This window comes from Mesorhizobium sp. Root157 (genome assembly GCF_001427385.1).
Lineage (GTDB): Bacteria > Pseudomonadota > Alphaproteobacteria > Rhizobiales > Rhizobiaceae > Mesorhizobium.
Window position 1 is genome coordinate 1 of record NZ_LMGJ01000019.1, and the last position, 14,960, is coordinate 14,960.

General features: G+C 59.0%; 16 protein-coding genes. All 16 read right to left on the bottom strand.

What is annotated here, in order from left to right; all coding sequences use genetic code 11:
* Positions 1–390 (bottom strand): ABC transporter substrate-binding protein (locus ASD64_RS11980; RefSeq protein WP_244480783.1); only part of this gene is annotated, 390 nt, incomplete at its 3' end.
* Between the two features lie 467 nt (positions 391–857).
* Positions 858–1,577 (bottom strand): helix-turn-helix domain-containing protein, encoded by a 720-nt coding sequence (locus ASD64_RS11985; RefSeq protein ID WP_056105407.1) that lies wholly within the window; start codon positions 1,575–1,577, stop codon positions 858–860.
* A 171-nt stretch (positions 1,578–1,748) separates the two neighbouring features.
* Entirely contained in the window at positions 1,749–2,351 is a 603-nt protein-coding gene (locus tag ASD64_RS11990) for a HupE/UreJ family protein (protein ID WP_056105431.1), read from the bottom strand.
* A gap of 51 nt (positions 2,352–2,402) precedes the next feature.
* Entirely contained in the window at positions 2,403–3,296 is an 894-nt protein-coding gene (locus ASD64_RS11995; protein WP_056105409.1) for an urease accessory protein UreD, read from the bottom strand.
* Positions 3,293–3,940 carry an urease accessory protein UreG gene (gene ureG, locus ASD64_RS12000; RefSeq protein WP_082549972.1) on the bottom strand — a complete coding sequence of 216 codons (648 nt, stop codon included), beginning with the start codon at positions 3,938–3,940 and terminating at the stop codon, positions 3,293–3,295. Before ureG ends, ASD64_RS11995 begins: the two co-directional genes overlap by 4 nt.
* A 4-nt stretch (positions 3,941–3,944) precedes the next feature.
* Positions 3,945–5,657, bottom strand: coding sequence for an urease subunit alpha (gene ureC / locus ASD64_RS12005; protein WP_056105411.1), 1,713 nt, complete (start codon positions 5,655–5,657; stop codon positions 3,945–3,947).
* Positions 5,658–5,678: 21 nt separating this feature from the next.
* Positions 5,679–6,374: an urease subunit gamma gene (locus ASD64_RS12010; protein WP_056105413.1), complete on the bottom strand. Its 696-nt coding sequence runs from the start codon at positions 6,372–6,374 to the stop codon at positions 5,679–5,681.
* Between the two features lie 24 nt (positions 6,375–6,398).
* Complete coding sequence (locus ASD64_RS12015; protein WP_056105415.1) at positions 6,399–7,085, bottom strand: urease accessory protein UreF; 687 nt, start codon at positions 7,083–7,085, stop codon at positions 6,399–6,401.
* Complete coding sequence (ureE, locus tag ASD64_RS12020) at positions 7,082–7,534, bottom strand: urease accessory protein UreE (protein ID WP_056105418.1); 453 nt, start codon at positions 7,532–7,534, stop codon at positions 7,082–7,084. Before ureE ends, ASD64_RS12015 begins: the two co-directional genes overlap by 4 nt.
* Positions 7,535–7,574: 40 nt before the next feature.
* On the bottom strand, positions 7,575–8,270 hold the full coding sequence (urtE, locus tag ASD64_RS12025; RefSeq protein WP_056105420.1) for an urea ABC transporter ATP-binding subunit UrtE: 696 nt from the start codon (positions 8,268–8,270) through the stop codon (positions 7,575–7,577).
* The gene (gene urtD, locus ASD64_RS12030) at positions 8,263–9,054 is read right to left on the bottom strand and encodes an urea ABC transporter ATP-binding protein UrtD (protein ID WP_082549973.1); all 792 of its coding nucleotides are present in this window, start codon (positions 9,052–9,054) and stop codon (positions 8,263–8,265) included. Before urtD ends, urtE begins: the two co-directional genes overlap by 8 nt.
* A 5-nt stretch (positions 9,055–9,059) precedes the next feature.
* Positions 9,060–10,145 (bottom strand): urea ABC transporter permease subunit UrtC, encoded by a 1,086-nt coding sequence (gene urtC, locus ASD64_RS12035; RefSeq protein ID WP_056105437.1) that lies wholly within the window; start codon positions 10,143–10,145, stop codon positions 9,060–9,062.
* A 46-nt stretch (positions 10,146–10,191) separates the two neighbouring features.
* Positions 10,192–11,082, bottom strand: a complete 891-nt coding sequence (gene urtB, locus ASD64_RS12040; protein ID WP_056105422.1) for an urea ABC transporter permease subunit UrtB — start codon at positions 11,080–11,082, stop codon at positions 10,192–10,194.
* 72 nt (positions 11,083–11,154) lie between these two features.
* A complete protein-coding gene (locus ASD64_RS12045; RefSeq protein WP_056105424.1) occupies positions 11,155–12,402 on the bottom strand; it encodes a transporter substrate-binding domain-containing protein in 1,248 nt (415 codons plus the stop codon).
* A gap of 392 nt (positions 12,403–12,794) precedes the next feature.
* Positions 12,795–13,403 carry an ANTAR domain-containing response regulator gene (locus ASD64_RS12050; protein WP_056105426.1) on the bottom strand — a complete coding sequence of 203 codons (609 nt, stop codon included), beginning with the start codon at positions 13,401–13,403 and terminating at the stop codon, positions 12,795–12,797.
* Between the two features lie 12 nt (positions 13,404–13,415).
* Positions 13,416–14,585: a transporter substrate-binding domain-containing protein gene (locus ASD64_RS12055; protein WP_056105428.1), complete on the bottom strand. Its 1,170-nt coding sequence runs from the start codon at positions 14,583–14,585 to the stop codon at positions 13,416–13,418.
* Between the last annotated feature and the right edge of the window lie 375 nt (positions 14,586–14,960).

Here is a 14,960-nt window from a genome sequence, read left to right on the forward strand (position 1 = left end):
ATTGCGCTCGAAGGTCCATTTGACGTCGGCGGCGTCGAAGTCGCTGCCGTCGGAGAACTTTGCGCCCTCGACCAGCTTGAACGTGTAGGTCTTACCGTCAGGAGAAATTTCCCAGCTCTTTGCCAGCCCCGGTGACAACGATCCGTCTTCGTTGAAGCGCGTCAGCCCCTCAAAGATGTTGCCAAGTGTGACCAAACCGATGATTGCGCCCTGGCGGATCGTCGGGTCGAGGCCCGGAATGTCCTCGCGCACGCCGATGGTGACGCTGTCGCGGTCCTGCGCCGATGCCGGTACGGGCGCTGCTAGCATATTTATGGCCAAGAGCGCGCCGGCTGCCGAAAGAAGCAGTCTGCGCGAGACAAGCAGGATCGCCCCGAACTTCGAGTTCATAAGAATTCCTCCATTGTGCGAGCTCCTAGGAGCGCGCGAGCTTCCGACTGCTCGAGAGGTGCATTCTTGAATTATTTGATCCTATTGCACCTCTACACCGCATCGTATTTGTAGCTATCTTAGTGTCAACGAATACATTGACACCAAAGCAATTTGGTAAGGAGTCTGGTCTGTTGATTTCCACACAGAAGTGAGCCGGGTATGGAGTGAACCCCTGCGGCTGGACCACGAGGGCCTGCAACCCGGCGGCGGGCTGGGAGAAAGCTCAGGTCGAGAAGAACGTTCGGGATTCCCGCCACCAGATGCTGCAAGGGATGCCGGACTTCCCCGATCTGCCGCGATGAATGCCTGGCTGGAACAACGGTATCAGGATCTTGGCGCGAGACGCGGCATCCAAGAAGAGTGGCACGTGGATGGGGTGTGATGCCACTGGGCTATCGCGTCCAGGATCGAAAGCTTGTGACCGACTATACCGAAGCTGCAACGGTGCAATATGCCTGATAGTTGCGAACGATGAGAAGCTTAACGGGAAACCGAGTACCTTTTGTCACGCCGTGCGCTCCGGAAGCCTCGAATGTCAGGCTGTCCCCCGGCCCCATAGAATATAGCTCGGCGGCGTGCGCATAGGTAACTTCGCCGGAAAGGCAATAAACGTAGAAAATGCCCCGTTCCTCCAACCTCTGCTGTCTGTCTTGCTCCGAAGTAAGCCTGACGATAAAGGCATGCAGAGCGAGCGGTGTTGAACTGGATATTTCTCGGATAAGCGTGGTGGAAACCTCGCCCATTGGGCTTTCGTGCCGTGAAGATACGAATACGGCCTTGCTTTGCTCGCAATATCGGCCAATCAAGTCCGTGAGGGGCGCCCCGAGTGCGGTTCCGATGGCTTGAAGGGTGCCGAGCGACGGAGAAACGGCTCCATTCTCGATGCGCGAAAGCATTCCAAAGGAAATACCTGCCGCGTTGGCAAGGTCGATGCCATTGAGATCGTGGCGCTTACGATAGTTGCGCACGGCGCGCCCTATGGCAATTTGGAGGAGGGCCTTATGGTCGAACCGGCTATCGGAAGGGATCATGTGGCTGCATGTGGCCGTGTGCTTTGTCTGGTCGGGGCCATGGAGCCGTGCGGATTTCACCCGCTGGGCCACCTCTCCGGCTTGGCCTACAAGATTTACGTCCACTTTTCCCATCTTTCATGCTCCTGACCGAGGTACGGTGGAGTTGTAGGGTGGTTCGGTTCGCCCTCCGCAAATCCTCATCGATGGCTGTTGTAGGCGGGCACCAATTTCCTACCCACCGCGTATCGGGACGATCCGAGCTGCAATCGCGCTGGAACCTGCGCAGTCCTGCAATGCGGCCAGCTAGATGATGCCTGTAACGACAGCGATGCCGGCGAAGGCGGTGAGACCACCGGTGGCGCAGATAAGGGTTTGTCCGCTTGGCTCGGCTTTGCGGGCTGCGATCAGGCCCAGCGCAAGGCCGCAGGCATGCAGCAGCGCGGTGGCGACAATGAAACCAGCACCGTAGGCAAGACCAGCGACGGTTTCCGGCATCTCGGCGCCGTGGGCGTAGCCGTGGAAAACGGCAAAGAAGCCAACCAGCGCCATGGCTGCGGCAATAACGGTCCTGAAACGAAGCGCTACCGCGACACCAAGCACCACGATCGAGAGGCCAATGCCGAGTTCGACGAAAGGCACCGGAACGCCGGCGAAGCCGACCACTCCACCCAAGGCCATAACGCCGACGAATGTCGCTGGCACCAGCCACATTGCCCGCCCGCCCAATTGCGCGGCGAATAGGCCGACCATGACCATGGCCAAGATGTGGTCGACGCCACCAATCGGATGCCAGAAGCCGTGGGCAAAGCCGCCTGTATCGCCAACGCCAACATGGGCGCTGGCAATTGTCGAGCTTGCGGCGAGCACCGCCACGGCGGCGAGTGCGGTAAGCGAGGTTCTCTTCATGTCAGGTCTCCTTGCAATCGAATTGATGTCGATGAACATGGCTGTGGTTCCTTACTTTCGGCGTGGCATAGGCAACACGCCGAAGGCCGCCTCGACCGACAGCGCAAAGAGGCGTTCGCCAAAGGCACGCGCCGCGATCGCATCGGCAGCAAGGCTGCGAATGCCCCATCCGGTGCGGTTCGGAAGTTCCGTGACGCCCGCGACAAGGCGCTCCATGCTGCAAATTGCGTTCAGACCTTCGCGGCAAGGAAGCCGTGCGGGATCGCCGGCAAGCATGTAGTTGGAAACGACCCGCCAATGTCCGATGGGCGACGCTGAAGTGGTCAACGCTGCCCCGGTAATGGCGAAGCTGTCCCGCACGAGAAGCCCTCCGGACGGGTCGCGCAGCAGGACATTGCTGTCGAGGCGATCGAACGGGCGTTGCTGCCCGGCTGGATCGAGACTGGCAAACGGGTCGTGACAGGAGAATGCGTCGGCCAGCAGCAGGACTGAGCCGGGGGCGAGTCCCGCCTCGATCGAGGTAGTGCAGGACGCGCCCGGAAACAGCACGAGCGGGTCGGGTGTCAGCGCCAGGAATGCCCCCTCCTGCAACCGGATACCGGTGGCGAGACTGGCCGGTTCGCCATGGCAATGATGGACGACTGTCGCTGCCTGGGTCGTCACATGAGCTGCGCTGTGCTCTCCCAGCTCGAAACGACTGGTCAACTGCTCGGCCCGGTAGAGACCTCCCGACGACGACTGCTGGTAGACGGTGGTCAGGGAAGGAATGGCTATGTCAAAAGCAAAGGGACGGGTCAGGTGAAAGGGGTAGGAGATAAACTGACGCCCGATCCGCGTTTGCGCACCGTGGCGGTGGAGCGAAAGCTCGAAACGACCAGCCATGCCGCCCGAGACCGCCGGGTGCAGCGTCGAGTTTGTGTGCAACTGCGGCCAGTGGCTGGTCATCTGAACAACACCTTGGCAAGTATCTGGTCGACGATGGCGTCGATGCCTTGCCCGGCACGGCAGTTGGTCAAAACCAGGGGACGACCGGCGCGCGCTTTCGCCGAGTCGCGCTCCATCCGTGCGAGGTCGACACCGACATGCGGCGCAAGGTCGGTCTTGTTGACCACCAGCAGATCGCACTTGAGCACGCCCGGCCCATTCTTGCGGGGGATGTCGCCGCCGCCGGCGACATCGATGACGAACATCCACCAGTCGACAAGATCGAGCGAGAAGGTCGAGGCGAGATTGTCGCCACCGCTTTCGATGAGGATCAGTTCCACATCTGAAAACCGCGCCTCAAGCTCGTCGGCGGCAGCGATATTGAGGGTCGGGTCCTCGCGAATGACGGTATGAGGACAGGCACCCGCTTCGACCGCCGCAACTCGCGCAGGATCGATCAGGCCGGAGCGGCGGATGCGTTCGGCATCTTCGGCGGTCACAAGATCGTTGGTGACGATGGCCAGCGAAACGCCGCGCTTGGCGAAGGCCGGAATCAGGCACTCGATCAGAGCGGTCTTGCCGGAGCCAACCGGACCGCCAATGCCGATACGGGCGGCCCCTACCCGCGATGATGAGGAAATCGAAACACCGGGTTGCATGTTCATGGCCTCACCTCAGCATGTAGCGTTGCGCCAGCGGCAATTCGATAGCCGGTTCGCAGGTTGCCAGCTTGCCATCCACGAAGACGTCGAACGTCTGGGGATCGACGCGGATATCCGGACAGACGTTGTTGTGCAGCATGTCGTCCTTGGACAGGCCGCGCGATCCTCGCGAAGGCAGCAGCATCTTCTTCAGATCAAGCCGCTCGGCCAGTCCGCGCCCAAGAGCCGCCGGGTTGACGAAGCAGGCGGAAAGCGCCTGCTTGGCGCGCCCGAACGCACCCCATTGCGGGCGCAGTTGCAACGGCTCGCAGGTCATCAGCGAGGCTGCACTGTCGCCCATGGCGCCCCAGGCGATGAAGCCGCCCTTGATGATCAGTTCCGGCTTGATGCCGAAGAAGGCCGGACGCCATATGACGATATCCGCCATCTTGCCATCCTCGAGCGAGCCGATGTGGTCGGCAATGCCGAAAGTGCGTGCAGCGTTGATGGTATATTTGGCGATGTAGCGCTTTATACGTTCATTGTCGCCGAAGCTGGTCGCCTCTTCGGGCAAGCGACCGCGCTGCTTCTTCATCTTGTCGGCGAGTTGCCAGGTTCGGCAGATCACCTCGTTGATGCGACCCATGCCCTGACTGTCGGAGCCGAGCATCGAGATAGCACCGATGTCGTGCAGGACATCCTCGGCGGCGATCGTCTGGGCCCTGATGCGGCTTTCCGCAAAGGCAACATCCTCGGGAATGGCCGGATTGAGATGGTGGCACACCATCGTCATGTCGAGGTGTTCGTCGAAGGTGTTGACGGTATAGGGATTGGTCGGATTGGTTGAAGACGGCAGACACCACGGCACGCCGGCGACGCGGATGATATCGGGAGCATGACCGCCGCCCGCACCCTCGGTGTGATACATGTGGATGGTGCGGCCCTTGATGGCGGCCAGCGTGTCTTCAAGGAAGCCGGACTCATTCAGCGTGTCGGTGTGGATCTGGACCGGGAAGTCCATCCGGTCGGCAACCGTCAGGCAGGTGTCGATCGAGGCCGGCATGGTGCCCCAGTCCTCGTGCAGCTTCAGTCCGAGGCAACCTGTTTCCATCTGCTCGACGAGCGAGGCAGGCTTGTGCGAGTTGCCGCGGCCGAGAAAACCGAAGTTGATCGGCCACTGCTCTGCCGCCTGCAGCATCTTGCCGACATTGAACGGTCCGCCGCAATCGATACCGACAGTGATCGGGCCGAGCGAGCCGCCAAGCATGGTGGTGATGCCCGAGGAGATGGCGTGTTCGCACAATTGCGCGCTGTCGAAATGAACGTGTACATCGATCGCGCCGGCGGTGGCGATCAGGCCCTCGCAATCGCGCACCGTCGTTGCCGCCGACACGATGAGGCGCGGATCGACTCCGTCCATGACATCGGGGTTACCGGCCTTGCCGATGCCCACGATCTTGCCTTCCTTAATGCCAAGGTCACCCTTGACGATGCCGACCACTGCATCGATCACGGTGACGTTGCAGAGCAGGAAATCGAGTGCGCCTTCTGCACTGGTGACGCCCGCCGCAAGGCCCGCGCCGTCGCGCAGCGTCTTGCCGCCGCCATGCAGGCATTCATCGCCATAGACCGCGTAGTCCTTCTCGATGACGGCAACGAGTTCGGTATCACCCAACCGCACTCCGTCCCCGGTCGTGGGGCCATACATTGCGGCGTAGTCGCGACGTGACAGTATTGCCATGATCGATCTCCCCTCTCTCAGCTACGCACCGCGGAAACCCGCAGCCTTGGCGCGCGTGAGCGCCGCTTTCTTCACGTTCGCGTCCGTGGCGGCGCCACCGGTCAAGCCGTTCAGGCCGCCCATCACCTGATTGCCGCCGAAGGTGGTCAGCGTGACCTCCTTCTCCTGGCCGGGCTCCAGTCGAACCGCCGTGCCTGCGGGAATATCAAGGCGCATGCCGAAGGCGGCCTCGCGGTCGAACTCCAGCGCCTTGTTGGCCTCGAAGAAGTGGTAGTGCGAGCCGATCTGAACCGGCCTGTCCCCGGTGTTGACGACAGTAATGATTGCCTTGCGTCGTCCGGCGTTGAGCTCGATCTCGCCTTCGGCGGCGATGATACGGCCCGGTTCGAGGGTGTCGACCTCGGCGCCCGACGCGGGTCTCAGCGGCTCGTGGACGGTGACGAGCTTGGTGCCGTCTGGAAATGTCGCCTCGATCTGCAGGACCGGAAGCATAGCCGCAACGCCCGGCATGACATCGCTCTGCGAGAGTATCTGCGAGCCGAACGACATCATCTCCGCGACCGAGCGTCCGTCGCGCGCGCCCTCCAGTATGGCATCCGAGATGATGGCCACCGCTTCGGGATAGTTGAGTTTCAAACCCCTCCCCTGGCGCTTGCGGGCCAGCTCGGCGGCCGTGAAGATGGTTAGTCTCTCAAGCTCGGTCGGTGTCAGAAGCATGGGTCCATTTCCTTGTCTGCATGCTCAATTCGAAAACAGGCGCTGACCGCTGCTGCCGTGCAGGGCGACGGCGATCTCGGCCAGAGGGGTGAAGGAACGAAGAGGTTCGTCGTCGGCGACAGGTGTCGATGAGACCTCGACAATGACAGGCAATGCCTTTGCCAACATGGCCTGCGACTGGATCGCCCCGACGAGGCCCAGACGAACGGCGGCCGTTGCCAGCGACGCTGCCGCCTGGTAGCCGCCCATAGCCACAGCCGTCGTCTCTTCCAGCCCCAATGCCCGCCACAAGAGCCCCTGCACCACGGCAAGATGACCGAGCGCTTTGCCCTCGCCTATCAAGGCCCGATAGGGCGCAGCACCTGTCGTGCCGATGCGGCTGTGCGTCGTCAAGAGTGCGGCGCCGTTGCGGCGAGAGCCTGTGCGCAGACCCTCCACGAAAGTGGACGCCTCCACCTCCAGATCGAGTTCCGTCAGTTTTGCCAGATCGCCGGCAAGCCGGTAAGCGCGCGTCAGCGCCACACGGTCAGCCCCTGCCCAGCGGTGGCGAAGCTGCACATCCAGGAAATCCTCGAAATTGCACGCCCCCAGCCGGGCGGCCAACTGCGAAGACGCTTCAAGCCCCTGGGAAAACGCGAATCCACCCGAAGGGAACTGGCTGTCGGCGTGTTGCAATGCGACGAGCAGCCCGCTGTCGAGGCTTGCGGTCATTCGCTTTCCTCCGACAACATTACCCGGCCCGCGCTCACCATCGGATCGATGCGCGCAGCGTAGGTATCCGCCGGCCCTTCCAGCGCAACCAGCAAGTCGGCGCCGTCGAAGCGAACCCGCCAATGCAGATTGCCGGCATGGTAGCCGAGTTCTAGCGCATCACTGGCCGAAGCAGGCTTCGCCCGCAGCCAGCGCTGCGCGCCCGCCCGCACGATCACGGCGCGATGGTCGTCGAGGACGAGTACCGCCCCATCGTAGAGTTTCTGGTCGCGCGGCAGCGCAATCGCCACCTCCTCACCGCCATCGGTGCGAGCCAGCAAACGGCGCCGGTCAAGATCGGCCGGCGCGACGCCGACGAATTCCACCTCGCCGTGATGTTCGAGATGGTGGATGGCATCGTGCAAAGCCGCATCCGCGCGACTGCCCAAAACGCTCTCAACGCGGATCATGGCTCAGCCCTTCCCACGAATGTCACCCTTGATCGCATGGTCAAAGACTCATATGTTTGCGGATCAAATCATTGCTGAGTTCGGTGGTGTCACCCGCCGCAGCGATCTGTCCTTTCTCGAGAATGGCAAAGCGGTGTGCAGCCGTTCTTGCAAAACGGATTTTCTGCTCGACCAGGATGATGGTCAGCCCATGATCTCGGTTGAGCGAGATGATTGCCTTCTCAATATCCTCGACGATGTTCGGCTGGATGCCTTCGGTCGGCTCGTCGAGAACAAGGATGCTGGGGTCCGTCGCCAGCGCGCGTGCAATCGCCAATTGCTGTTGCTGGCCGCCGGAGAGGTTTGTTCCGCGCCGGTTGAGGTGTTCCTTGAGGAACGGGAAGAGGCTCCAGACTAGTTCGGGCACCGACGCCTGGCCATCTCTCCTGGCGTTGCAGCCGAGCAGGATGTTGTCCAGGACACTGAGGCCGGGAACGATTTCACGTCCTTGCGGCACATAGCCGATGCCTTTTCTGGCCCGCTCGTAGGTGAGATCGCGGCTGATGTCGGCGCCTTCGAATTCAATGCGCCCGGTCGTGCGCACGTCGATGCCCAACAGACTGCGCAACAGCGTGGTCTTGCCGACACCGTTTCGACCGAGAATACAGAAGGTTTCACCCTTGCGGACCTCCATGTCGAGACCATGGATGATGTGGCTTGTTCCGTAGAAAACGTTGAGGTTCGAGAATTTAAGCATGGCTGAGTGTCGCCGATCCGAGATATGCCTCGATGACTGCAGGATTGTGCTCGATTTCTTCCGCCGTTCCTTCGGCCAGCACCGAGCCCTGGTGCATCACGGTAATGGTGCGGCAGATCTGGCGCACGAATGCCATATCGTGTTCGATCACCAGCACAGTGTGGTCGCCTGCCAGATCGAGCAGCAAGCCGGCCGTCTTGTCGGTTTCGGCCGCCGTCATTCCAGCAGCCGGCTCGTCCAGCAGGATGATCTTCGGCTCCTGGCTGAGCACCATGGCAAGCTCCAGCCACTGCAACTGTCCGTGGGAAAGCTCCGACGCCTTCCGGTTCAGAGAGTCTAGTAGTCCGGTCCTTTCAGCGACCGCCACCTCCTTGTCGTTCGCCCTCGCCGATATGCGTTGAAACAGGTTTTCAAAGACGCGGACGCGGCGATTACTGGCAACCTGAAGATTTTCAAGGACCGTCATTTCCTTGAACACTGTAGGTGTCTGGAACTTGCGACCGATACCGCTTCGGGCAATCGCGGCTTCGCCGATGCTGGTAATGTTTTCGTCGCGCAGCCAGACTTCGCCTTCCGAAGGCAATGTCTTGCCACACAGCAGGTCCAGCAGCGTCGATTTTCCTGCACCGTTGGCGCCAATCACGACGCGCAATTCGCCATCCGCCACGTCGAGATTCACACCATGAACAGCGGGGAACTCATCGAAGCGCACCGTCAGGTTGCGGGTCCGTAGGATGGGTGGGGAGAGCGGCTGGACAACCTGTTTTCCATCAATAGCCGTCATCAGCATTATCTTCCCTCAACGGTTCTTGGGGCGGAGCGCCGGTCGAAGAAGTCCTTGAATATTCCGGCAATGCCATTCGGCATGACCAGAACGACGAACACAAACAGCCCACCGAGGATGATCGGCCAGACAGGCTGGAACGTCGCGCTTTCGCTGGCCAGCGAACCGATGAAGTTGACGAGGAGCGCGCCGATGCATGCCCCGAGAAGCGAAGCCCGCCCGCCGGTTGCAGCCCAGATGACCATCGAAATACTGAAGGAAGTCGCCATCAGCGATGGTGCGGCGAATTCGGATGTCAGCGTGAACAGCATGCCAGCCAGGCCTGCCACACCGGCCGAAACACAGAAAATGAAGAGCTTGTAGTTCTCCACGTCATAGCCAAGGTAGCGGGCTCGCGCCTCGTCTTCTCGAATGGCCTTCAGTACCTGACCAACGCGTCCGGACAGAAGATAACGGGCCAGAAGTATGACGGCGAGCAAAGTTAGCGTCACGAGATAGTAGATGCTAGGCCCATAGGGATCGAACTCGAAGCCGAATATCTCCAGCGAAGCAAGACTGGCCAGACCGTTGAAGCCGCCGGTCAAAGGCTGGTTATTGATGATCAGCAGCTGGCCGATGAGCGCGAAGGCCAGCGTTATGATGCTGACATAGACGCCGGTCGTGCGCCGCTTGAACATCACATAGCCAATAACCGCCGCCAAAATGCAGGGAACGAGGATGCCTGCGAGAATGCCAACGATGACCCATCGAAACGGTATCCAGAGGAACGAACCGGTTGTGACGCAGCACAGGTCGCGAACAGCATCAGGCTCCATGTTCAGAAGCATGAGTTCGGGCACCGGATTGTTTCCCGGATCGGCCAGCGTCAAGGACATGGCCAGCATATAGGCGCCCATGCCGAAGAAGAGCCCCTGCCCCAGGCTGAGGATGCCGGCGTAGCCCCACGACATGCTGATGCCCAGCGCGCAGATGGAGTAGACCAGATAGGTGGCCATCCTGTTGGTCCAGAAACTGTTGAGGAAAAAAGGCAGCACCATAAGCAGCGCAAAAAAGGCCACATACGCTACCAGGGAAGCCGTTCGATAAGTCATGCGTTCTTCCATCATTCTCATGGCTGACCGATCCCGCTGACAAAAGTCAGCGGCTTTTGGTCACGAAGAGGCCTTGCGGCTTGAACAGAAGGATCAGGATGACAACGGTGAAGAGTACCGTTCGTCCGTAAACGTCGTTGAGCCAGGTTGCGACGAAGCTCTGCACCTCGCCCAATATGCCCGCCGACAGCAGCGTCCCCATGAGATGGCCAACGCCACCCGCGACAACCACTAGGAAGGCGTCGACGACATAAGGCGTGCCCATGTCAGGCGATACGGTCTTGAAACCAGAGACCAACACACCCGCGATACCGGCCAATCCCGAACCATAGGCAAACGCCAGTGTGTTGACCCGCTTGTCGTTGATTCCACAGGCGGAAGCCGTGTTTCTGGCAACCGATACGGCTCGCAACTGGCTCCCGAACCTGGTTTTGAAGATCAGCCACCAACTCACCGCTCCAAGTAGCAACGCCATTACGAATAAGAAGGCGCGGTAGACCGGGATGTTGGCGCCAAGAAACTGGAAAGCCTGTTGCAGTTCTGAAGGAACCGGAACGTTCTGCAGGTCCGATCCGAGGCCGTCGATATGAATGCCGAACAGGCCAAGTCCGAAGTGGATCCGAATGAGCTGCTGCAGGATCAGGGCAATGCCCCATGTCGCAAGTAACGTGTCCAGAAGCCGGCCATAGAGACGTCGCACCACGGTCCGTTCAATCACATAGCCAAACGCTGCCGTCACAAGGAAAGCGAGTGGTATGCAAAGGTAAAGATTGAAGCCAAGATGCTTGGTTGCAAGAACGGTGGTGTATGCACCAATCATCACCATCTCACCATGCGCGAGATTGATGACCTTCATTGTTCCGTAGATGATAGCTAGACCAAGGGCCACCATGAACAAGATGGAGCCTATGCTCAGCCCGATTACGAACGTTTCCATGCTTCTGCCCGACCGTTGCGGAATAGCGGCCGGCGTTCTGTGGACGCCGGCCGACGCTTGTCGATGAAGGCGCTAGAGAGTGGCGCCCGCAGTGGTGCAAATACGTTTGTCCGCGGTTTCGCCGACGCTTGAATATGGCAATGGAAGCAGCGGCTCGGCGTACTGATCGACAATGTCGAGAAGGCCGTCGGCCCTAGTCTTTCCGATGCGTGGCGTCAGAGAACTGTGCAGGTTTTGTGGGTCGATGGTGATCTTGCCCTGCGGTGCGTCGAACGACAGGCCACCAACATTGGCAACGATCGCTTCTGGCGTCACATCGCCGGCTTTCTCTGCCGCCATCGCCCAGATGTTAACCCCGGTATAGACGGCCTCCATGGCAGCGTGGGTCACCGAATCGGCGCCCGCATAAGCCTTGAACGCCTCGACAAAAGACTTGTTCCTCGGCGTGTCGACCGTCTGGAAGTAAGGCAACGAAACATAACTTCCGAGAGCATATTCAGCGCCCATGGCCTTGATTTCGACCTCGGTTGTCGTCGATGAGCACAATGGCAGCTTCTCGAAGTCGTAACCTTGGTTACGAAGCTCGCGATAGAACGCCACGATGGAATCGCCAACAACGTTGGAGAAGATCACATCGGCGCCGCTGGAGCCGATCTTCGACACCATTGAAGCCCATTCGGTGTGGCCGAGCGGCAGATATTCGTCGCCTACGACTCCCATACCGATATTCTGGCAAATGGTCTTCGATGTCTTGGCCATGCCGCGCGGGAATGCGTAGTCCGAGCCCACGATGAACAGCTTGTTCTTGCCGAGCTTCTTCTGCAGCCAGGGGATGGAATTCTCGAGCTGCTGATTCGGCACCGCCGAGCCCGCATAAAGCACGTTCTTCGAGCACTCTTCGCCTTCGTACCAGGTAGGCCAGACGAGGAGGCCGTTGCGCTTTTCGACAACCGGCAGCACAGCCTTGCGGCTCGCCGTGGTATAGCAACCAAAAATCACCGGCACCTGATCTTCGATCGTGAGCTTGCGCGCCTTTTCGCCATAGATACGCGGCTCTGATGCCGGATCTTCGATGATCGGGCGCAGCTTCTTACCCAGAACGCCGCCCCTGGCGTTGATCTCATCAATGGCCATCTGGGCGCATTGGTTCATCGACTTCTCAACGATGGCGGTGGTGCCAGTGAGAGAATACATAATGCCGACCGGAATTTCATCGGCGGCCCAAGCTCTATCTCCTAGCCGTAGAATGGATGGCGTTGCCAATCCCGCTGCGGCGAGGGTAGATACTTTAAGGAATGTACGGCGAGTTTGCTTAGTCATTTTTCCTCCACGTGGCGCTTATACCGAAAATAAAGTGCATAGTTCCCTGATTATTATCTGCACTCGGAATGAGCTTTTATTAGATAGTCTATTCTCCTTTGAAATTTGGCACAGCACATCCGTTACTTGCTTGAACAACAAGCAAGTAGCAGCCGGCCATGCCGACATGAACAAAAGTAACGAGGCCTAGCCCAACACGCGCCACAACAGATCATCGGCGCCAACCGGGCACAGCTTAACATTCGGCAGTAACGCCGTCGTCGCCGTGGCCAAAAAGCGAAAACCCGCCAATCCCTTCGCAGGGATTTGCGGGCTACCCAGCCTATTGGTGCTGACATCCTTGTCTTGCACCAGGGAACGTACAATTTCACTGTACGTCAATTGTGTTTCATCTAGTCACGCAAATCTTTGAACGTCAAGAGCTCATGCGCATTAATTATAGCGGCCGCCAGCTCGTCCATCGATATGCGCTTGGCCATGGCTTGCTTGCGAATACTCTCATAGGCGTCCTGCTCGCTCAGGCCTTGCGTTTCCATCAAGATGCTCTTGGCCTTGAGAGTTCGGTTGTTGCCGGCAAGCTTGCGTTCAAGCTTGCGAATGCGCTTGCCGGTGTTGCGGCGCTCCAGCCAAAGCGAACGGGCGAGGGTAAGGTTTGTCAGCAAGCCAAACGGTCGGATGGGCCGCTCAATTACGGCCAACGCTCCACATTCGAGCACCAGCTGCAAGGTGCTTGGGTCTTCGAATGTAACGACTGCCAGAAGTGCAGGGTCGGTAGGCTGAGCGCTGCGAAACAGCCGCAATATCCTGTCGCGGTTTTCACGCTCGATGGAAATCAACACCACTGCGGCGGATGGATTGATGGCAGTTGGCAACGGCCAGGTCGCCTCACAGTTGCAGCCTATGCGGCGAAGATGCTCCACCAGCGCCACCCCCTCCTTGTCGGGTGGGTGGATAACCTGGACATACAGTCCCTTCAGCTCTTCAAGTATCTTGGTTGGCACCGTTGGATTCCACTATGCCTTCAATAGAGGCCGGTGATGCAATACTTTCCAATCGTTCAGCGACGTCGTTACAAAATATGGGTCCGGTTTGATCCTCGTTTCCGACCGCCACACAACATCAAATTTTCCCGCATCGTTTATGCGACCGATACGAGACCACAGTTCGGTGTGGTGGTTGTCGGGGTCGATCCGAATCGGACCTTGCGGGGCATCGAATTCCAACCCAGGCAAGTGAGCCGCAATGGCATCCGGATCGTCGGTGCCTGCCAATTCCAATGCTTTAGCATACAAATGCACCTGGAAGTATGCTGCCTCTGCGCTGGCGGTTACCGGCGCGTCGGTGCCGAACCGCTTCTTGAAAGCCGAGACGAATTTCCGTGCCTGCGGCGAGTCCAGCGTTTCGAAGAACGAAGCGGATGTCAGATGTCCTGCGACAACTTCCGGTGACATCTGGGCCACCTCGGCCTCTGTCGTCGTCAGGCTGGCAATCGGCACGACGCTGGAATCGAAACCTGCATCTTTATAGGCTTCGTACAGCATGATCGCTCCGGTTCCGACGACGGTGGAAACAACCACATCAGGCTTAAGATTCATTATCTGCTTGATAATGCGGTCGAAATCCTTGGGAACAGGATCGACTGGGACATAAAGTTCGGCAACGATGCTGCTATTTGCCCGCACCACCAGATCCGTCACAATTCGGTTGTATTCATACGGGAACACGTAGTTGGAGCCGACCAGAAGTATCCTGGTGCCAAAGTTCTCTATCAGATAACGGGCTAGCTGCACGGCATTCTGGTTCGAAGACGACCCTGTGTAGAAGCAGCGCTTGGAGTATTCGAAGCCTTCATAGAAAGTCGGATAGAAAAGAAGGCCGCGATAAGCCTCGATCTCCGGCAAAACAGACTTTCTGGCCGTGGACATGTAACATCCGAAAATGGTTTTGATTTTATCCTGGGTAAGCAGGCGCACTGCGAGATCGCGATACTGCTCGGCGGAACAGCAAGGATCATAGAATACCGGCTCCAACGGCCGGCCCAGCACGCCACTCGATGCATTGATTTCTTCAGTGGCGAGAAGCGTCCCATTCGCTTCAGCGATTTCTGCCGCAGCCGTTACGCCACTTCGAGAGAACAAAGCGCCGATACGCCATGAATTACCGACCATGAGAAACCACGCCATTCATATGCGGTTCCAAGTCGGCGCAGCCTTCCGCAAGCTGGGCGCACTATCTGCGCAGCTAGACTTGGAAACGCCACTGTTTCGAATGATTTAGCAATATCCTAACGGCAAGGAAATTGCAAACGCGTCGACACTCTTGAAGCTAAAGTTGAATCGTACATGCATCGTTTCCCAAAGCAGGCGCCGCGCGATAAGCCCGTGCGCCGAGTTCAATTGGAACGAAAGGCGCCCCCAGAAAAGCCGTCGGATACGGTGTCCGACGCTATTGTCAAGCGAATCGAGGATTTGACCCCTTTGGCGAAGTGAAGAACTGACCCCGTTCATTGGTTTGCTGTTTCGTTGGTTTCGAGCGCCGGTCCGGTCTTCTGCAGAAGG